This window comes from Synechococcus sp. CCY 9618, assembly GCF_019038415.1.
Lineage (GTDB): Bacteria > Cyanobacteriota > Cyanobacteriia > PCC-6307 > Cyanobiaceae > Cyanobium.
The window spans coordinates 34972-52548 of the sequence record NZ_JAFKRG010000009.1 but is presented as its reverse complement, the minus strand read 5'-3'; the positions used below and the strand labels follow the sequence as shown (position 1 = coordinate 52548).

Here is a 17577-nt window from a genome sequence, read left to right as displayed (position 1 = left end):
TTTAAACAGGTATCTTTGGCCCCGCCCGCTGAATCTTGATGTTGGACAGCCGTTGAGTTCGTCACAGAAGGTCTTGCAATCCAGCTTTTGTAAGCTTGACATCACGAAGGATGCTTGCCAAAAGGCCAGGCCCCAAAGTTTCATTCGAGTGAACGGGAACAACTGTTGTTCTTCCGTCTGAGTGCTTCAGGAAGCGATGGCTACCTTTAACCCTGATTTCCTCAAATCCAATGCGCCTCAGAGCAGCGATCAGGTTCTTTCCTGAAATCGCAGAATATCTCGTCACACTTCTACCGTAACTCTCTGTACTCCTATAAAGTCAAGTGACTCAGGGTCAGTGCCTGCAACCTCAAGGCAAAGCTCAATGGCTTCCTTGATTCGCTCCATCAATTGATCAAGCGATTTGGCTTGAGTATGGCAACCGGGTAGAGCAGGGACTGTCGCCACGAAGAACCCTTCTGAATCCTTCTCGACTACTACATCAAACTGTCTAGACATCTAAGTCACCTCCTCAAGCACTGTAGCTGCTTAGCCACGGATTGGTACAGGAGCACCGCATACAGGTCGGTCCAACTTGTTATTCGGTGGTTTCTGTGAACCACGGGAGGGAGTGCTCGCTTTCCGTGAACCACAATTAAAACCAAGGGGCCAGGAGGAGATGAACCTGTTGTCGCAATGGAGTTTAGCGCCAGCGCCGAAGACTTGGCCATGGTTCACGGGTCCGATAACCACTTGTTGGGTCTGCTACATAATGTCCGCTGGGCTGCAAACTCCAAGCGGTCCTCGGTTGAGCACATGGGTATAGATCATGGTGGTGCTCAGGTCCTGATGGCCCAGGAGTTCCTGAATCGTGCGGATGTCCTGCCCCCGCTCCAGCAGGTGAGTCGCAAAGGAGTGCCGAAATGTATGGCAGCTGGCCGACTTCGTGACGCGCGCCTCGGCCACGGCCCGTTTCACGGCCTTCTGCACCAGGCTCAGATCGAGGTGGTGGCGGCCCTGAGTTCCTGAGGCCCGGTCTTGCCAGCGGTTCTGTTGGGGAAACAACCATTGCCAGCCCCACTCCACTGGTGATTGGGGGACTTACTCCCCAAGGCTTGGGGAAGGCGCACCCTCCATAGCCTCCGCAAGATCCTGGCGATGAAGACGCCGTACCTCCTCCAGATGGGACTGGAGCTTTTCGCCCACTCGCGAAGGCAACACTCTGCTGCCGTCGCCCAACCTGGCCATCGGTCTTGGGGCCGGTTCGGACCGAAAAACTTGGACACGAAGCTCCAGCCAGCGCCGCCAGCCGGGGCTCCAGGGGCTGACCTGCCACAGAGGCCAGGTCGCTCAGTTCGTGCACCCGTGGTGGCCGGCGATCGCTCAGCACGATCCAGGCCTTGAGCAGCTTCTCCACCACCTGCTGGGCGGTGAAGCCCCAGTCCTCCTCCGGATACTCAGGATTGAGCCCGATGCGCAGGGTGCGCAGGTGGCGACGCACGATCGCCAGCAGCAGGGCCGCGTCCTCAGCCGGCGACATAGAGCACCTTCCCCTCGCGGGCCACATCGCCGAACACGTGCCAGCGAGAGCCGCTCAATCGTTCGGCGTCAGCGGCCCCGGCCACCACGAGGTCCACCCTGACGCCGAGGGGCCCGAGAGTCTGGCGAAAGCGTTGCCAGCAGGCGGCTTTCTCGGCGGGGGTGAGCTGGGGCTGGCGCACGATCACCGGCAGATCGAAGTCGGAATCAGCCCGTGCCTCGCCCCGGGCCCGCGAGCCGAACGCCAGCACAGCCATCACATCGGTGTCGGCGCAAAGCCGTGACAGGGCCAGACGACAGGCCCCAGGTCCAGGCCGGGGCCGAGATCCAGCAGCGGCTGCAGCGCCCGTGGCGCGTGCCAGGGGATCGCCGGCGCCTGGAAGGGTGGAGCGGAGGCGGAGGCCATTGTCCAACGCTACCGCTCGTCTCGGTGGGGCGATGAACGGTGGGACCCAAGTCCTACTCGCCGCCGGGGACAGCCAGAAGCCGGCGCTGCTGCCGCCAGCGCAGCACCTGCCAGACCAGGAACACCAGCAGCAGGGGCAGCACCGCCACCAGCACCACGAAGCGGTAGCCGTCCGCGAGGGCGCCGGCTCCGGAGGCGGCCAGCACCTGCTCGGCCAGGTAGAGGCCGTAGAGCCCCATCAGCAGCCAGCCCTCCAGGCGGGTGATCACCCCGTTGGACCAGAAGATCGGCAGGCAGGCCAGGGTGGTGGCCACCATGATCGGCAGGTCGCGGCTGATCATCACCGGATCCACCAGCAGCCCCCGGCCCCCGGAGACCACGCCGCACAGGCCCAGGATCACCACCTGGTTGAGCAGGTTGCTGCCCACCACGTTGCCGATCGCCAGATCGGCCCTGCCCCGGTAGGCGGCCACCAGCGACGTGACCAGCTCGGGCATGGAGGTGCCGGCGGCCACGATCGTCAGGCCGATCACCGTCTGGCTCACGCCCAGGGCCACGGCGGCCGTGGTGGCCCCCTTCACCAGCAGCTGGGAGCCAAGCACCAGCAGCACCAGACCCGCCGCCAGCTTGATACCGGCCACCAGCGGGGTGGCCCGGTCGTCCCCATCCAGTTCATCGTCTTCGGAGGAATCTTCCGAGGCGGTGCGGATCTCCCAGACCAGATTCGCCACCATGGCGAACAGCAGGGCCAGGCCCGCCTGCCAGGTGATCCGCCCGGCGGAGGCCATCCCCCACACGGCCATGGAGATGCCCAGCAGCAGGGGCACGTCGCGGCGCACCAGCCGGCTCTTCACCCGCAGGGGCATGATCGCGGCGCTGGCGCCGAGCACCACCAGGATGTTGAAGATGTTGCTGCCCACCACGTTGCTGACGGCCAGGTCGGCGTCGCCCTGCAGGGTGGAGATCAGGCTCACGAACAGTTCCGGGGCACTGGTGCCCAGGGAAACGACCGTCAGGCCGATCACCAGCTGGGGGATGCCCAGCAGCAGGGAGAGGGCGACGGAGCCGGCCACGAACAGCTCGCCGCCGCCGAACAGCACCAGGATGCCGAGGATGATCTCAACGGAACTCGGCAGCGAGGGCATGGGGCGCCGTGGGAAAGCGCCCGACTCTAGGGATGGATGACGGTTCCACCCAGGGGCCGGCAGGGGCGGCATCGGCGGGCGCCCCGCCTGAGGTGACACGCTGGAACCTTCCGCCCAGCCCCCACCCCTGAACCAGGAAACCCTGCTGTTCCAGCCGGCCCGCCCGGCCGCCGGTGCCCTGCGCACCGTGCTGGCCTTTCCGAGCAGCTACTCGGTGGGCATCACCAGCCTGGGCTTTCAGGTGGTCTGGGCCTCCCTGGCGCGGCGCGACGACCTGGACGTGCGCCGGCTGTTCACCGACCAGGGGGATCCCCCGCACCGCCACTGCGACCTGTTCGGACTCTCGCTCAGCTGGGAGCTGGACGGACCGGTGCTGCTGGACCTGCTGGAGCGCCAGGGGATCCCCCTGTGGAGCCACCAGCGGGGGGAGGACGATCCGATCGTCTTCGGCGGCGGGCCGGTGCTGACCGCCAACCCCGAGCCCCTGGCGCCCTTCTTCGATGTGGTGCTGCTGGGGGACGGCGAGCTGCTGCTGCCCGCCTTCCTCGACGCGCTGGTGGCCGGCCGCGCCCTGCCCCGGGCCGAGCGTCTGCGGGCCCTGGCGCAGGTGCCGGGGGTCTACGTGCCCGGGCTGTACGCCCCCCGCTACGACGCCGATGGGGAGCTGCTGGCGATCGAGCCGATCGAAGCCGGACTGCCACCCACCATCGCCAAGCAGACCTGGCGCGGCCACACCCTGAGCCACTCCACGGTGATCACCCCGGAGGCGGCCTGGCCCTCCATCCACATGGTGGAGGTGGCCCGCAGCTGCCCGGAGCTGTGCCGCTTCTGCCTGGCCAGCTACCTCACCCTGCCCTTCCGCACCGCCTCCCTCGACGACGGCCTGATCCCGGCGGTGGAGACGGGGCTGGCGGTGACCCAGCGGCTGGGCCTGCTGGGGGCCTCGGTGACCCAGCACCCCCAGTTCGCCGACCTGCTGACCTGGCTGGATGCGGACCGCTTCGAGGGCACCCGGGTGAGTGTCAGTTCGGTGCGGGCCGCCACGGTGACCCCCCAGCTGGGGCGGATCCTGGCCCGGCGCGGCAGCAAATCCCTCACGATCGCGATTGAGAGCGGCAGCGAGCGCATGCGCCGGGTGGTGAACAAGAAGCTGGCCGGCGAGGAGATCTTCGCGGCGGCCCGCTACGCGAAGGAGGGCGGCCTCAGCGGCCTGAAGCTCTACGGCATGGCCGGCCTGCCCACGGAGGAGGAGGCCGACATCGAGGCCACCGCCGACCTGCTGGAAGCCCTCAAGAAAGCCACGCCTGGGCTGCGGCTCAGCCTGGGGGTGAGCACCTTCGTGCCCAAGGCCCACACCCCCTTCCAGTGGCAGGGGGTGCGGCCGGAGGCGGAGAAACGCCTGCAGCGGCTGGCCCGGCGGCTCAAACCGAAGGGCATCGAGCTGCGGCCCGAAAGCTACGGCTGGAGCGTGATCCAGGCCCTGCTCTCCCGCAGCGACCGGCGGCTGGCCCCGGTGATCGCCGCGGCCCGCGGCAGCCACGACAGCCAGGGGGGCTGGAAGAAGGCCTACCGGGCCGCGCGGGCCGGCGAGGTGGAGCTCCCCGCCGGCCTGCCCGTCGCCCTGCCGTCACCGCCCCCCTGGGAGGAGGTGGTCCACGCCACCTGGAGCGAGGATCGGGTGCTGCCCTGGGCCCACCTGGAGGGGCCCCTGCCGGCGGCCACCCTGCTCAGGCATCGGCAGGAGGCCCTGGAGGGCGATAGCAGCGCAGACCCGCCAGCAGCACCCAGCCCGCCACATTGATGCGGCTGTCATAGAAGGGAATGTCGGTGGCATGCAGGGCCACCAGCACCAGGGCGGCGGCCCACCAGGCCCGATCGAACAGGGCGCCGCCCGCCATGCCCAGCCGGGCGGCCCGAATCAGAAGCCAGAGCACCAGGCCCACCACCAGCACGGCGACCGGGACGCCGTGGCTCACCGCCAGATCGATCGGCAGGTTGTGGGGATGGCCATGCCAGTGGCCGGTGCGCATCGGGTAGATGACGCTGAAGGCGGCGGCCCCCCAGCCCAGCCAGGGCCGCTCGGCGATCAGGCCCAGGGCCACCTGCCACTGGGCCAGGCGGGTGATGGCCAGGGGGCGTTCGCCGGCGTACTCCAGGTCGATCAGCCGGCCCCAGATCGCCTGGGGCACCAGGGCACGGGCCGGCTCCTGCAGGGCCGCCGGCACCCAGGGCAGGGTGGCCAGGCCGATCACCGCGAGCAACAGCAGCAGCACCGGCAGCAGCCACACCCAGCTGGTGGGACCGGCCACCAGCGGCACGGCCAGCATCAGGGCGCCCCAGGCATTGCGGGAATCGGTCAGGAACACAGCCGTCACCAGGCCGGCGGCGATCACCAGCACCACCCCGCGACGCCGGCGGCCCAGGCCAGCCTCCAGCAGGGCGGCCAGGGTGAGGGGCCAGGCCAGAGCCAGCCAGGCCCCGGCGATGTTGGCGTAGTCGAACAGGCCCGCCAGCCGCTCCGACGGATTGCCCCCGGCCTTGATGTGCCAGATGATCAGCCCTCCCAGCAGCTGGAAGGGTCCGCTCCAGCCCCACCAGAGCTGGCCCAGACCGGTGAGGATCACCGGCACCGTGCCCGCCACCAGGGCCAGGGCCACCCGGCGACGGGCCGCCGGGGTGCTGAGGTAGGGCTGGAAGCCCCAGAAGCCCCAGAAAAAGGGCAGCCAGTTGCCCAGCCCCAGCCAGGCCAGGCTGCCGCTGGAGGCCTGGAAGCAGCCCAGCAGCATCAGCGCCGCCGCAGCCAGCAGCACCCCGTTGGCCCGGTCCGCCAGGGGCGGCCTGCGGCCGCGGCTGCCCAGGATCAGGGCCACCAGCAGGCACAGTCCGGCCAGGAAGGCGCTGCTGGCCAGCAGGAAGGTCCCCACCTGAAAACAGCGCCAGCCAAGGGGCGACGCTTCGGCCGGCCGCTGGGCCCGCAGGCGGTCGTCAAGGGCGGAAAGACGGATCAACGGAGCGGCAGCGGGGGACCGGCGGCAGGTCCCGTTCGACGGGTCAATCAAACACGGCGGTACGCCCGCGGTAGACCATCACCTGACGGCGCAGAAACAGCCGCACCGCCCGGGCCAGGGCCAGCCGTTCGGTGTCGCGGCCCTTGCGGATCAGGTCCTCCACCTCATCGCGGTGGCCCACGTGCACCGTGGCCTGGTCGATGATCGGGCCGCCGTCGAGTTCCTCGGTGACGAAGTGGGCGGTGGCGCCGATCAGCTTGACCCCCCGCTCCCAGGCCCGGTGGTAGGGCTGAGCCCCCTGGAAGGCCGGCAGGAAGGAGTGGTGGATGTTGATCACGGTGGGGAAACGGTCCAGGAAGGCGGGGCTGAGCACCTGCATGTATTTGGCCAGCACCACCAGCTCGATCCCCTCCTCCTCCAGCAGGGCCAGCTGGCCCTCCTCCACCTCCGCTCGGGTGGCCGGCGTGATCGGCAGATGCAGGAACCGGGCACCGAAATCGCTGGCCACCGGAGCCAGATCGGGGTGGTTGGAGACCACCAGGGGCACCTGCATGGGCAGTTCGCCCGAGCGGGTGCGCCAGAGCAGGTCCACCAGGCAGTGGTCCTGACGGCTGACGAAGATCGCCACCCGCGGCACCGCATCGGAGAAATGCACCTGGCCCTCACCGCCGAGGCGCCCCGCCAACGCAGCCACCGCCGGAACGATCGCCTCCCGGGGCAGACCGAAACCGGGGAGCGCCCACTCGATGCGGCTCAGGAAGAGGCCGGCGCCGGCATCGGTGTGGTGATCGGCGTGGAGGATGTTGCCGCCGTTGGCTGCCACCCAGCCCGACAGTTCGCTCACCAACCCGGGCCGATCGGGGCAGATCAGCTGCAGGATGGCGGTGGCTGAACGCATCGGCGGTCCCGGAACGGGTGGGCGGGGTGGCCATGCTGGCGCAGGGGGGCCGGTAAAGTCACGGCGCCAGCCTCGATACAGCACCGTCCCATGGCCGTCGCGTCGATCCCCACCCCCCTCTCCCTGTTGGGTGGCCTGCGCCGCCTCGGCCTGCTCGCCGTGGCGCTGCTGCTGAGCGTTTCCCTGGTGGCCTGCTCCGGTGGCCAGAGCCGCAAGCCGCCCACGATCAGCCCGGAGGACATGACCCTGATCGCCCGGCAGACCGAGGGGTTCCTGGCGGCGAAGGATCGGCTGCCGGAACTGGCGGATCTGGTCAACGAGCGCGACTGGGTCTTCACCCGCAATCTGATCCACGGCCCCATGCAGGATCTGGGCCGCGAGATGCTCTACATCAACCAGCGGCTGCTGCCGGCCGACCGGGCCGAGGCCGCCAAGCGTGCCACCCGACTGAAGACCTCCCTGGCCGACCTCGACGAGGCCGCCCGCCTTCAGGACGGTGACAACCTGCGCAAGACCTACATCAAAGTGGCTACTGGCTTCAGTGCCTACGCGGAGGTGATTCCGGCCGAGGCCGTCGCCATGGCCGAGGCCTTCGCCGCCGAAGCGAAGGTGACCAACCGCGTTCCGCCCGCTCCCTCCACCACCACGCCGGCCCCCCAGCCCCTGGCCACCGCCGAGAGCAGCGACGCCAGCGAATCCCCCGCGTCCTGAGCTGATCCTCACGGTCGCCGCCGGGCGGCTCCACCTTTGAGCAGCCCATCGTCACCCACCCGCTCCGAGACGGTGATCGTGGTGGGGGCAGGCATCGTGGGCCTGGCCTGTGCCTGGTGGCTTCAGCGCCGGGGCCATCAGGTGCTGCTGGTGGATCCGGCGGTGGGCGGCGCCCCGGAGCCGGAGGCCGGGGGACGCAGCGGCAGCCGGTCGGCCCTCGGTGTGCTGATGGCCGACCTGTTCCACCGGGACCGCGGCCGGGCCTGGGAGCTGCGTCAACGCAGCCTGCGGCTCTGGCACCTCTGGCGCACCGAACTGGGCCGGCGGGGGCACGACGTTCCCCATCGCGCCGGGGTGCTGGTGCTGGCGGCGGAGCCCGCCGAGACGGAGCGCCTGGCCCGGCTGGCAGCAGCCAAGCGGGATCTGGGGCTGCCGCTCAGGCTGTGGGACCGGCAACGTCTCGAGCCCCTGCTGCCCAGCCTGCCCCGGCCCTGCCTGGCCGGGCTCCATTCCCCCCGCGACGGCCAGCTCGATCCCGGAGCCGCCCTGGCCGCCCTGGCGGCAGATGGACAGGCGCTCGGGATGGCGATCCGGGCCCAGGCCGCCGCAGCCCTGGAACCCCATCGAACCGGCTGGCGGGTGGCCCTGGCCGGCGGTGGCCACGAGGAGGCGGCCTGGGTAGTGCTGGCGGCGGGCGGCGCCAGCGTCACCCTGCTTGAGAACCTCCAGGGGGCCGGAACCACCGGCGGGCCGCTGGAGCCGGTGCTGGGCCAGGCCCTGGAGCTGGAACTGGCGGCTCCCCTGCCGGCCGCGTGGCCAGGGACGGTGGTGTGGCGGGGCATCAACCTGGTGCCCCGGCCGGACCTGGAGGGAGGGAGGCGACTCTGGCTCGGGGCGACCCTGGAGCCGGGCCTCGGCGCCGATCCCGCCCGACTCGCCGATCTCCGCCACCTGATGGGCGCGGCCCCCGACTGGCTGAGCGGGGCCCGGGTGCTGCAGCGGTGGCAGGGCCTGCGGTTCCGACCGGTCGGCCGGCCGGCCCCCCTGCTGGAGCAGCCGGCGCCGGGGCTCCTGCTGGCCGGCGGCCATTACCGCAACGGCGTGCTGCTGGCGCCGGCCAGCGCCGCCTGGGTGGCCGACAGGATCGAGGCCGGCGGCGACCTGCCGTCCCAGCCTTAACCAGGCCTTTGGAGTCTCGGGTTACCTTCCCGGAGCTGCCCTGTTTCCAGTAGCGATGCCTTCCCAGACCACCCTGATCCGCCGATCCATGGCTGCCGCGATGGCCGTCGGCACCACCGGAGCCCTGTTGGCCGGCTGCGGTGGAGGCGGCAGCGTCACCCTCAACGGCGCCGGCGCCTCCTTCCCGGCGGCCATCTACCAGCGCTGGTTCCAGGATCTCGCCTCCCAGGGCGCCCAGGTCAACTATCAGTCGGTGGGATCGGGCGCCGGCGTGCGCCAGTTTCTGGCCGCCACGGTCGATTTCGGTGCCTCCGACGTGCCGATGAAGGACGACGAGAAGGCCCAGGTGAGCCGCGGAGTGGTTCAGATCCCCATGACCGCCGGCGCCATCGCCGTGGCCTACAACAACCCGGGCTGCGAGCTCAGGCTGAGCCAGACCCAGCTGGCTGACATTTTCTTCGGCAAGATCAGGAATTTCAGTGAGGTCGGCTGCGCTGCCAAACCGATCAAGGTGGTGCACCGCTCCGACGGTTCCGGCACCACCGCCAACTTCACCGCCCACCTGGCCGCCATCAGTCCGGCATGGAAGGCGGGCCCCGGGTCCGGCAAGACGGTGACCTGGCCCACCGGCATCGGTGCCAAGGGCAACGAAGGCGTCGCCGCCCAGCTGGGCCAGCTGGATGGGGGCATCGGCTATGCGGAAGTGGCCTATGTGAAGGGCGACCTCCAGGCCGCCGCGCTCACCAACGGCTCCGGCGAGCTCGTTGCACCGAGCACGGAGAGCGAGACGACGGCGCTGGCGGCGATCGATCTGGGACCGGAACTGACCGGCAGCAACCCCAATCCCACCAAGGGCTACCCGATTGTCACCTTCACCTGGATCCTGCTCTACAAGACGGGCAACGGCGAGAAGCTCGACGGCCTCAAGAAGGTGTTCGACTACACCCTGTCGGACAAGGCCCAGGCCATGGCTCCCGAGCTGGGCTACGTGCCTCTGCCCCCGTCGGTGATGGCGAAGGGTCGGGAGAAGCTGGCCAGCCTGGAGAAGTGATCCCGGCTCCACCCACGCGGCCATAAAAAAAGCCCCCCTTGCGGGGGGCCTGCCTCTGGCAGAGGCTCACTTGCTCTCGGTGAACTCGGCGTCGATGACATCATCGGCGGCCGCGGAGGTGCCGTTGCCATTGCCGCCGGGGGCGGCACCGGCGGGAGCACCTTCAGCACCTGCCTGCTGGTACACGGAGGCACCGGCGGCGTAGAGGGCCTGCTGGAGCTGTTCAAGGCTGGCCTTGATGGCCGGGGTGTCGTCCTTCTCGACGGCCTCCTTGAGGTCCTTCGTGAAGCCCTCCACCTTGGCCTTGTCCTCGGCGCCCACCTTGTCACCCAGTTCGCCGAGCTGTTTCTCGGCCTGGTAGACGAGCGTTTCGGCCTGGTTCTTCAGGTCGATCTTCTCGCGCTTCTCCTTGTCGGCGCTGGCGTTGGCCTCGGCGTCCTTGACCATCTTGTCCACCTCGTTGTCGCTGAGGGTGGAGGCCCCGGTGATGGAGATGCTCTGCTCCTTGCCGCTGCCCTTGTCCTTGGCGGTGACGCTGAGGATGCCGTTGGCGTCGATGTCGAAGGTGACCTCGATCTGGGGCACCCCCCGGGGGGCAGGGGGAATGCCGTCGAGGCGGAAGGTACCCAGCGACTTGTTGTCGGAGGCCATCTCGCGCTCACCCTGGAGCACGTGGATCTCCACGTTGGTCTGGCCGTCTACGGCGGTGGAATACACCTCCGCCTTCTTGGTCGGGATGGTGGTGTTGCGGGTGATCATCTTGGTCATCACGCCGCCGAGGGTTTCCACGCCCAGCGAGAGAGGGGTCACATCCAGCAGCAGGATGTCCTTCACCTCGCCGGCGAGCACACCGCCCTGGATGGCGGCACCCACGGCCACCACTTCGTCGGGGTTGACCGTCTGGTTGGGGGACTTGCCGGTGATCCGCTTGACCAGCTCCAGCACCGCGGGGATGCGGGTGGAGCCACCCACCATGACGATCTCGTCGAGTTCGCTGGTGGAGAGCTTGGCGTCCTTGAGGGCCTGCTCCACCGGCACCCGGCAGCGGTCGATCAGCTTGGAGGCCAGCTCCTCGAACTTCGCCCGGGTGAGGGTGAGGTCGAGGTGCTTGGGGCCTTCGGGTGTGGCCGTGATGAAGGGGAGATTGATCTCCGCCTGGGTGGCACTGGAGAGCTCGATCTTGGCCTTCTCGGCCGCCTCGGTGAGGCGCTGCAGGGCCTGCTTGTCCTGGCGCAGGTCGATGCCCTCATTCGCCTTGAAGCTGTCGGCCAGGTGGTCGACGATCACCTTGTCGAAGTCGTCGCCGCCCAGGTGGGTGTCACCGCTTGTGGAGAGCACCTCGAAGACGCCGTCGCCCACCTCGAGCACGGAGACGTCGAAGGTGCCGCCGCCGAGGTCGAAGACGAGGATGCGCTCGTTGCTCTTGCGATCCAGGCCGTAGGCCAGCGCCGCGGCGGTGGGCTCGTTGATGATCCGCAGCACCTCAAGACCGGCGATCTTGCCGGCATCCTTGGTGGCCTGGCGCTGGGAGTCGTTGAAGTAGGCGGGAACGGTGATCACCGCCTGGGTCACGGTTTCACCCAGATACTTGCCGGCGTCTTCGGCCAGCTTGCGCAGCACCTCGGCCGAGATCTCCTCGGGGGCGAACTGCTTGCTCAGAACCGGGCACTTCACCTTGACGTTCGCGCCGGCCTTCTCGACGCCGTAGCTCACTTCCTTCGATTCCTCGTTGACCTCATCGACCCGGCGGCCGATGAAGCGCTTGACGGAATAGAACGTGTTCTCGGGATTCATGACCGCCTGGCGCTTGGCGATCTGCCCGACCAGCTTGTCCTGGTTCTTCGTGTAGGCGACCACGGAGGGCGTCGTGCGGAAGCCCTCGGCGTTGGCGATCACCGTGGGCTTGCCGCCCTCCATCACGGCGACGCAGCTGTTCGTGGTGCCGAGGTCAATACCGACGACCTTGCCCATGGATAACCACCTCCTTGAGTGGATGAGATGCGGACTGAGGCCATCTTCCGCATCCGGGGCTGACCAGGGCGAGGGGTGGTTCCCGAACAGCTGCCGTACCGGGCAGCCGTCGCAGGCCAGTCGGAGCCTGGGATCCGGGGGGTCTACGGTCGGGCGGCAGCCGCCTCCGCAAGCCCATGGCGACCCCCCCGACAGCGACGGCGATCGGTGGCGGCACCGCCCTGGCCGGGGTGCTGGGGGATCCGGTGCGCCACTCCCTCTCGCCGGCGATGCACAACGCCGCCATCGCCGCCCTGGGTCTCGACTGGGCCTACCTGGCCCTGCCGGTGAAGGCGGCGGACCTGGCCGGGGTGCTGCTGGCCCTCGAGGCCCTCGACTGCCGCGGCCTCAACGTGACCCTGCCCCACAAGCAGGCGGCGGCGGAACTGGCAGGGGAGCTGACGCCCCTGGCGCGCCGTCTGGGGGCAGTGAACACCCTGGTGCGGCGGGAAGGGGGCGGCTGGCTGGGCACCAACACGGACGTGGAGGGGTTCCTGGCGCCGCTGCGCCCAGCAGGCGCGGTCGGCCACAAGGGGCGCCCCTGGAGCGCCCGCGAAGCTCTGGTGCTGGGCTGCGGCGGCAGCGCCCGGGCGGTGGTGGCGGGCCTGGTGGAGCTGGGGCTGGGCCGGATCCGGGTGGCGGGCCGGAACCGGACGACCCTGGCCCACTTCCTGGACATCTGCACCGCCTGGGCCCCCGGCCTGGAGCCCCTGCCCTGGGGACAGGAGCCGGTCGCTGAACCCGGGCCCCTGGCAGCGGCCCTGGCCCGCACCGATCTGGTGGTGAACACCACGCCGGTGGGCATGGCCTCCGGCTCCGACCCCGGGGCTGCCTCCCGTTCCCCCCTGCGGCCCGACCAGCTGGCGGCCCTGCCGCCGGGGGCAACGGTCTACGACCTCATCTACACGCCGAGGCCCACGGCCCTGCTGCGCCTGGCCCGCGAGCGGGGCTGCACCGCCATCGACGGGCTGGAGATGCTGGTGCAGCAGGGGGCCGCCGCCCTGCGGCTCTGGAGCGGGCGCCGCGACGTGCCGGTGGCGGCCATGCGGGTGGCGGCCCTGGCCCGGCTGGAGGGTCATTAGCCTGCGGTCACTGACAGAGCCCCCATGGAAGGTCCTCCGATCTGGCAGCGGCTGCTGGCAGCCCTGGCCTATCTGCTCCCCTTGAGTGACGCCCTGCGCTTCGGCCAGAGCCTGTTCGCCATGTTCCCGCTGCTCCAGTGGTTCGCCCTGCCGGCCCTGCCCCTGGTGGTGCTGGAGCGGGCGGTCCCCTTCGGTGGCCTGGTGCTGTTCCTGCTCCTGTTCCTGCTGGTGGTGCGCAATCCGCGGGTGCCCTATGGGATCCGTTTCAACGTGCTGCAGGCGATCCTGATCGACATCGTGCTGGTGCTACTCACCCTGGCCTTCGACACGGTGCTGGCCCCCCTGGGCGGCGGTTTCGCGCTTCGCACCCTCTCCAACACGATCTTCCTCGGCACTCTGCTGCTGGTGCTGTTCGCTGTGGTCCAGACCCTTAGGGGCAAGGAACCCGACATCCCCACCGTGTCGGAAGCGGTGCGGATGCAGCTCTACTGAGCGGCCCTGCGGGGTCGGCCCCAGTGCTGCGATAGGTTGCTGGATCCGTCGCTGGCGGGCCCGGTGCCCCTCAGCCCCTCCACAGGCGACCATGACGCAGCCCTATTACGAGACCATGTACATCCTCCGGCCGGATATTCCGGAGGAGGAGGTCGAGACCCACGTCGCCAAGTACCGCGATCTCGTCACCGAATCCGGCGCCGAGGTGCTCGACACCCAGATGCGTGGCAAGCGCCGCCTGGCCTACCCGATCGCCAAGCACCGGGAGGGCATCTACGTGCAGCTGAACCACAGCGGTGACGGCCAGCAGGTGGCGGTCCTGGAGCGGGCCATGCGCCTGTCCGAGGACGTGATCCGCTACCTCACCGTGATTCAGGACGGCCCCATGCCTCCGCCCCGTGGCACCCCCGGGGCTTCCGTGGACGTCGCCCCGACCGAAGCGGCAACGGCCTGAGCCGGGTTGTAGCCCCCTGATCACTGGGCGTAGAGTCCACCGAACGGGTGCTAAGGGATGACTGAGAGGGACAAGGAGGATGCCTTCTCCGGTAGGGAGGATCCCTCGCGTGCCGTGCCGGCACAGCCAGCCTTCAGCACGAACCGCTGGCCATCGAACCAGCCCGAGCCGCCGAGCGTGCTGACGCCCGGCCAGCCGGTGGCTCCGCGGCCCGCCCCTCCACCGGCCAGCTTCAGCTTCGGCGATCCCACTCCAGCCCTTGCCGAGCCGGTACCGGAGCCGCCCTCTCCGGCCCCAGCCGCCGAGCCTGCCGCCCCATACGTCGCGCCACCGCCGGACGCTCCCCGGCCAGCGCCCACTAGCCTGGCCATCACCACCACCGGGCCGGACCCGCAGCAACTGGAGATGGAGCTGGCCGCCGCCCGCGACGAGCTCAAGGCGCTGCACGAAATGCTCGAAGATCTGCCGGAGATCTTCGAGCGCAAGTTTCAGCAGCGCCTCACCACGGTGATGGAACACCAGAAGCATCTGTTGGCCGATAATCAGGCCCTGCGCGATCGGCTTTACAGCCTCAGCCCCGGCGATGCCGACGGCCCCGGCTCAGGCCGGGGCCAGCCCCGGCTGCTGCCCACGGTGGAGCGCAAAAAGGGCTGGGGTCAGGCGCTGAAGCGTGCCCTGAGGCTGGAGGGTCCTCAGCAGTTCAGTCGCCACGACGACGGGCGGCCCATAACCGCGTAGGCATCCCCCACACGTAGATGAAGCCCTCGGCGGCCCGGTGATCGAACAGGTCCTCGGCGCCGTAGGTGGCCATGTCGGGCACGTAGAGGCTGTCCATGGCGCTGCTGCGCCCCACCACCATCGCACTGCCCTTCTGGAGCCGGATCCGCACCAGGCCGTTCACCGTGGCCTGGGTGCGGTCGAGGAAGCCGTCGAGGGCCTCCTTGAGCGGTCCGAACCAGAGGCCCTGGTACACCAGATCCGCCCAGCTCATCTCGATCTGGCGCTTGTAGCGGAGCACATCGGCGGCCAGGGTGAGGCTCTCCAGCTCCTGGTGGGCCCGGATCAGCAGCAGCAGTCCGGGGGTCTCGTAGATCTCCCGGCTCTTGATGCCCACCACCCGGTTCTCGATCATGTCGAGCCGGCCGAAACCATGGGCCCCGGCCAGGTCGTTGGCCCGCCGGATCAGGGCCACCGGATCCAGCCGCTCGCCGTCGATGGCCACCGGGTTGCCCTGCTCGAAGGCGATCTCCACCACCTGCCCTTCGGCCGGGGCGTCGGCCACCGAGCGGGTCATGGCGAAGACCTCCTCAGGCGGCTCCACCATCGGATCCTCCAGGGGGCCGGCCTCGATGCTGCGGCCCAGCAGGTTGAGATCGATCGAATAGGGCGACCTCTTGCTCACCGGCGCCGGGATCGAACAGCGCTCGCCGTAGGCGATGGTTTCCTCCCGGCTCATGCCCCACTCCCGCGCCGGAGCCAGCACCTTGAGACCGGGCGCGAGGGCGCCGATGGCCACATCGAAGCGCACCTGGTCGTTGCCCTTGCCGGTGCAGCCATGGGCCACCGCATCGGCCCCCACCTCCCGGGCCACCTCCACCAGCCGGCGGGCGATCAGGGGGCGGGCAAGAGCGGTGGAGAGAGGGTAGCGGCCCTCGTAGAGGGCATTGGCCCGGATGGCGGGGAAGGCGAACTCGCGGATGAACGGGTCGATCAGATCGTCCACCAGGGAGCGGCTGGCGCCGGCCGCGAGTGCCTTGAGCCGGATCGGCTCGAGTTCGTCACCCTGACCGAGATCGGCGGCGAAGGTGATCACCTCCTTCACCCCCCATTCCCGGATGAGGTAGGGAATGCAGACGCTGGTGTCGACTCCACCGGAGTAGGCGAGCACCACCCTTTCGGCGCGCGGCGCACCGCCTGCCCCCTGCCGCCCCATCTCCGCCATCAGTGCCGCTCCTGCGCTGTTGCGTCCGATTCTCCCCCCTGGGGGTCCTCAGGCAGGCGCCAGCGGGCCAGCAGCACCAGGGCCATCAGCAGGGGCGGTCCCAGCACCAGGGCGGCCACGACGGCCGGCACGATCGGCAGGGGAAGGGGCCAGCGCATCCCAGCCGCAGCCAGCAGGGCACTGAGGACCAGGGCCAGGGACCAGAGGCGGCCCACATCCTGGACCTTCGAACGGGGCATGGCAGGAGGGGCCTGGGGCCCGGGCGGTAGGGTGGTGGATCGGTCCTTGACGACCCAGCCTGACGGCATGAGCATTCTCGACACCATCAACCCCTCCCTCACCCGCTACCGGCGCAACGAGCCAGCACCGGTGCTGCCGCTGCGGGATGAGCCTGACCTGCTGAGCCTGCTGGAGGCCAGCGGCCGCCTGGTGGCCGATGAGGAAACCGCCAGCACCGATGTGAGCACGGTGGAAGAGGAGGAACTCTCGGCTCTGATGGGCGAGAAGGAGGACTACAACCAGGCTGACGATCAGTCCGAGGAGAACTGGGAAGACTGACGATCTTCCGCCACAGGCCTCCCCTTCCGGCACCACCGATGGCATCCCGCGACGGCCGGACCCCGGCGGCCCTGCTCGCCCTGATCCTGCTGGCCGCCTGCCTGGCGTGCGACACGCTGGTGGCCAATTCCATGCTCACCCTGCCGCTGGTGACGGCCGCGGCGGTGAGCACAGTGGTGGCTGCCCTCGGGGTGCCGCGGCTGCGGGCGCTCAAGCTGGGCCAGGTGATCCGCCAGGAAGGTCCCCAGGCCCACCACAGCAAGGCCGGCACCCCCACCATGGGCGGCCTGCTGGTGGTGCCGGTGGGGGTGCTCGTGGGAGGCCTGATCAGCCCGGAGGATCCCCGCCCCCTGGCGGTGGCGGCGGCCACCCTGGCCTACATGGCCATCGGCGCCGTCGACGACTGGCGCAGCCTCACCCGCCGCACCAACACCGGCCTGAGTCCCCGGGGCAAGCTCCTGCTCCAGGCCCTGGTGGCGGTCGGGTTCCTGGCCTGGGCCCATCAGGGCGGCTGGCTGGGGGGCGGTGTGCCCGGAGATCTGGGCCTGCCCTTCGGCCGGGTGCTGACCCTGGGGCTGCTCATCTGGCCCCTGGCCCTGTTCGTGTTCCTGGCGGAGAGCAACGCCACCAACCTCACCGATGGCCTCGACGGCCTGGCCGCCGGCTGCGGCGCGGTGGTGTTCACCGGCATGGGGCTGCAGCTGATCCTGCGGGGCCACGGGGGCGATCCGGTGCTGGCCTCCTTCTGCACCGCCATGGCGGGCTGCTGGCTGGGATTCCTGAGCCAGAACCGGCATCCAGCCCGGGTGTTCATGGGCGACACCGGATCCCTGGCCATGGGGGCGGCCCTGTCGTCGGTGGCCCTCCTGAGCGACAGCCTCTGGCCCCTGCTGCTGATGGGCGGGGTGTTCCTGGCCGAATCCCTCTCGGTGATCCTCCAGGTGGCGGTGTTCAAGGCCACCAAGGGGGCCGACGGCCAGGGGCGCCGGCTGTTCCGGATGGCGCCGCTGCACCACCATTTCGAACTGGGGGGACTCCCCGAGCAACGGGTGGTGCTCAGCTTCTGGGGTGTCAGCCTGATACTGGTGCTGGTGGGACTGGTGCTGCTGCCCTGAGTCGCCGC

General features: G+C 69.5%; 20 protein-coding genes and 2 pseudogenes. 10 read left to right on the top strand and 12 right to left on the bottom strand.

All coding sequences use genetic code 11. The annotated features are described in order from the left end of the window. Positions 1-61: 61 nt before the first annotated feature. The 7 genes and pseudogenes from KUG41_RS16035 to KUG41_RS01675 all read right to left on the bottom strand — a co-directional run bounded on the left by KUG41_RS16035 (position 62) and on the right by KUG41_RS01675 (position 3069). On the bottom strand, positions 62-286 hold the full coding sequence (locus KUG41_RS16035) for a type II toxin-antitoxin system HicA family toxin (RefSeq protein ID WP_216900438.1): 225 nt from the start codon (positions 284-286) through the stop codon (positions 62-64). Beyond that, positions 283-498 (bottom strand): type II toxin-antitoxin system HicB family antitoxin, encoded by a 216-nt coding sequence (locus KUG41_RS16030; RefSeq protein ID WP_216900436.1) that lies wholly within the window; start codon positions 496-498, stop codon positions 283-285. The genes KUG41_RS16035 and KUG41_RS16030 overlap by 4 nt, the downstream gene beginning before the upstream one ends. Before the next feature lie 246 nt (positions 499-744). Continuing rightward, on the bottom strand, positions 745-1044 hold the full coding sequence (locus tag KUG41_RS01690) for a tyrosine-type recombinase/integrase (protein ID WP_256438881.1): 300 nt from the start codon (positions 1042-1044) through the stop codon (positions 745-747). Positions 1045-1315: 271 nt separating this feature from the next. Further along, a pseudogene (locus KUG41_RS01685) lies at positions 1316-1519 on the bottom strand (HEPN domain-containing protein); the annotation flags it as partial. Further along, entirely contained in the window at positions 1506-1775 is a 270-nt protein-coding gene (locus KUG41_RS15505) for a nucleotidyltransferase domain-containing protein (protein ID WP_254216734.1), read from the bottom strand. The gene KUG41_RS15505 and the pseudogene KUG41_RS01685, both read right to left, overlap by 14 nt. Further along, the gene (locus KUG41_RS15500) at positions 1775-1924 is read right to left on the bottom strand and encodes a hypothetical protein (protein ID WP_254216733.1); all 150 of its coding nucleotides are present in this window, start codon (positions 1922-1924) and stop codon (positions 1775-1777) included. Before KUG41_RS15500 ends, KUG41_RS15505 begins: the two co-directional genes overlap by 1 nt. 53 nt (positions 1925-1977) lie before the next feature. Next, positions 1978-3069: a calcium/sodium antiporter gene (locus tag KUG41_RS01675; RefSeq protein WP_216900431.1), complete on the bottom strand. Its 1092-nt coding sequence runs from the start codon at positions 3067-3069 to the stop codon at positions 1978-1980. Between the two features lie 187 nt (positions 3070-3256). Here KUG41_RS01675 and KUG41_RS01670 point away from each other — a divergent pair, with 187 nt between their 5' ends. Continuing rightward, on the top strand, positions 3257-4870 hold the full coding sequence (locus KUG41_RS01670) for a radical SAM protein (RefSeq protein ID WP_371733996.1): 1614 nt from the start codon (positions 3257-3259) through the stop codon (positions 4868-4870). Here KUG41_RS01670 and KUG41_RS01665 read toward each other — a convergent pair. Beyond that, positions 4797-6077 carry an O-antigen ligase gene (locus KUG41_RS01665; RefSeq protein ID WP_216900429.1) on the bottom strand — a complete coding sequence of 427 codons (1281 nt, stop codon included), beginning with the start codon at positions 6075-6077 and terminating at the stop codon, positions 4797-4799. The genes KUG41_RS01670 and KUG41_RS01665 overlap by 74 nt on opposite strands. 43 nt (positions 6078-6120) lie before the next feature. Beyond that, entirely contained in the window at positions 6121-6975 is an 855-nt protein-coding gene (gene purU, locus KUG41_RS01660; protein WP_216900427.1) for a formyltetrahydrofolate deformylase, read from the bottom strand. Between the two features lie 123 nt (positions 6976-7098). Here purU and psbQ point away from each other — a divergent pair. From psbQ to pstS, 3 genes and pseudogenes are all read left to right on the top strand, one after another. Continuing rightward, positions 7099-7554, top strand: a pseudogene (gene psbQ / locus KUG41_RS01655) (photosystem II protein PsbQ); the annotation flags it as partial. Between the two features lie 168 nt (positions 7555-7722). Then, positions 7723-8865, top strand: coding sequence for an FAD-binding oxidoreductase (locus KUG41_RS01650; RefSeq protein ID WP_216900423.1), 1143 nt, complete (start codon positions 7723-7725; stop codon positions 8863-8865). Positions 8866-8920: 55 nt separating this feature from the next. Next, positions 8921-9916: a phosphate ABC transporter substrate-binding protein PstS gene (pstS, locus tag KUG41_RS01645; RefSeq protein ID WP_216900421.1), complete on the top strand. Its 996-nt coding sequence runs from the start codon at positions 8921-8923 to the stop codon at positions 9914-9916. Positions 9917-9982: 66 nt separating this feature from the next. On the opposite strand, the gene dnaK is transcribed toward pstS, so the two are convergent. Then, the gene (gene dnaK, locus KUG41_RS01640; protein WP_216900418.1) at positions 9983-11887 is read right to left on the bottom strand and encodes a molecular chaperone DnaK; all 1905 of its coding nucleotides are present in this window, start codon (positions 11885-11887) and stop codon (positions 9983-9985) included. Between the two features lie 176 nt (positions 11888-12063). Between dnaK and KUG41_RS01635 the strand changes: the two genes are divergently transcribed. The 4 genes from KUG41_RS01635 to KUG41_RS01620 all read left to right on the top strand — a co-directional run bounded on the left by KUG41_RS01635 (position 12064) and on the right by KUG41_RS01620 (position 14692). Next, a complete protein-coding gene (locus KUG41_RS01635; protein ID WP_216900416.1) occupies positions 12064-13008 on the top strand; it encodes a shikimate dehydrogenase in 945 nt (314 codons plus the stop codon). 24 nt (positions 13009-13032) lie between these two features. Further along, positions 13033-13500: a Tic20 family protein gene (locus tag KUG41_RS01630; protein ID WP_216900414.1), complete on the top strand. Its 468-nt coding sequence runs from the start codon at positions 13033-13035 to the stop codon at positions 13498-13500. Positions 13501-13591: 91 nt separating this feature from the next. Continuing rightward, on the top strand, positions 13592-13954 hold the full coding sequence (gene rpsF / locus KUG41_RS01625) for a 30S ribosomal protein S6 (protein ID WP_216900412.1): 363 nt from the start codon (positions 13592-13594) through the stop codon (positions 13952-13954). 57 nt (positions 13955-14011) lie between these two features. Next, positions 14012-14692, top strand: a complete 681-nt coding sequence (locus KUG41_RS01620) for a hypothetical protein (RefSeq protein WP_216900410.1) — start codon at positions 14012-14014, stop codon at positions 14690-14692. On the opposite strand, the gene KUG41_RS01615 is transcribed toward KUG41_RS01620, so the two are convergent. Together KUG41_RS01615 and KUG41_RS01610 are read right to left on the bottom strand one after the other, a co-directional pair. Next, positions 14655-15887, bottom strand: coding sequence for an argininosuccinate synthase (locus KUG41_RS01615; protein WP_216900866.1), 1233 nt, complete (start codon positions 15885-15887; stop codon positions 14655-14657). The two genes, KUG41_RS01620 and KUG41_RS01615, sit on opposite strands and share 38 nt — an antisense overlap. An 8-nt stretch (positions 15888-15895) precedes the next feature. Further along, positions 15896-16135, bottom strand: a complete 240-nt coding sequence (locus KUG41_RS01610; protein ID WP_216900408.1) for a hypothetical protein — start codon at positions 16133-16135, stop codon at positions 15896-15898. 67 nt (positions 16136-16202) lie between these two features. On the opposite strand from KUG41_RS01610, the gene KUG41_RS01605 reads away from it, so the two are divergent. Together KUG41_RS01605 and mraY are read left to right on the top strand one after the other, a co-directional pair. Next, complete coding sequence (locus KUG41_RS01605) at positions 16203-16454, top strand: DUF3134 domain-containing protein (RefSeq protein ID WP_216900864.1); 252 nt, start codon at positions 16203-16205, stop codon at positions 16452-16454. 38 nt (positions 16455-16492) lie between these two features. Continuing rightward, positions 16493-17569 carry a phospho-N-acetylmuramoyl-pentapeptide-transferase gene (mraY, locus tag KUG41_RS01600; RefSeq protein WP_216900406.1) on the top strand — a complete coding sequence of 359 codons (1077 nt, stop codon included), beginning with the start codon at positions 16493-16495 and terminating at the stop codon, positions 17567-17569. The last annotated feature ends 8 nt before the right edge of the window (positions 17570-17577 follow it).

What these genes read in the sequence shown, in the direction of transcription:
- KUG41_RS16030 (WP_216900436.1), bottom strand. Translation starts at nt 498, where the DNA reads ATGTCTAGACAGTTTGATGTAGTAGTCGAGAAGGATTCAGAAGGGTTC.
- KUG41_RS15505 (WP_254216734.1), bottom strand. Translation starts at nt 1,775, where the DNA reads ATGGCTGTGCTGGCGTTCGGCTCGCGGGCCCGGGGCGAGGCACGGGCT.
- KUG41_RS15500 (WP_254216733.1), bottom strand. Translation starts at nt 1,924, where the DNA reads ATGGCCTCCGCCTCCGCTCCACCCTTCCAGGCGCCGGCGATCCCCTGG.
- KUG41_RS01675 (WP_216900431.1), bottom strand. Translation starts at nt 3,069, where the DNA reads ATGCCCTCGCTGCCGAGTTCCGTTGAGATCATCCTCGGCATCCTGGTG.
- purU (WP_216900427.1), bottom strand. Translation starts at nt 6,975, where the DNA reads ATGCGTTCAGCCACCGCCATCCTGCAGCTGATCTGCCCCGATCGGCCC.
- pstS (WP_216900421.1), top strand. Translation starts at nt 8,921, where the DNA reads ATGCCTTCCCAGACCACCCTGATCCGCCGATCCATGGCTGCCGCGATG.
- dnaK (WP_216900418.1), bottom strand. Translation starts at nt 11,887, where the DNA reads ATGGGCAAGGTCGTCGGTATTGACCTCGGCACCACGAACAGCTGCGTC.
- KUG41_RS01635 (WP_216900416.1), top strand. Translation starts at nt 12,064, where the DNA reads ATGGCGACCCCCCCGACAGCGACGGCGATCGGTGGCGGCACCGCCCTG.
- KUG41_RS01630 (WP_216900414.1), top strand. Translation starts at nt 13,033, where the DNA reads ATGGAAGGTCCTCCGATCTGGCAGCGGCTGCTGGCAGCCCTGGCCTAT.
- rpsF (WP_216900412.1), top strand. Translation starts at nt 13,592, where the DNA reads ATGACGCAGCCCTATTACGAGACCATGTACATCCTCCGGCCGGATATT.
- KUG41_RS01620 (WP_216900410.1), top strand. Translation starts at nt 14,012, where the DNA reads ATGACTGAGAGGGACAAGGAGGATGCCTTCTCCGGTAGGGAGGATCCC.
- KUG41_RS01615 (WP_216900866.1), bottom strand. Translation starts at nt 15,887, where the DNA reads ATGGGGCGGCAGGGGGCAGGCGGTGCGCCGCGCGCCGAAAGGGTGGTG.
- KUG41_RS01610 (WP_216900408.1), bottom strand. Translation starts at nt 16,135, where the DNA reads ATGCCCCGTTCGAAGGTCCAGGATGTGGGCCGCCTCTGGTCCCTGGCC.
- KUG41_RS01605 (WP_216900864.1), top strand. Translation starts at nt 16,203, where the DNA reads ATGAGCATTCTCGACACCATCAACCCCTCCCTCACCCGCTACCGGCGC.
- mraY (WP_216900406.1), top strand. Translation starts at nt 16,493, where the DNA reads ATGGCATCCCGCGACGGCCGGACCCCGGCGGCCCTGCTCGCCCTGATC.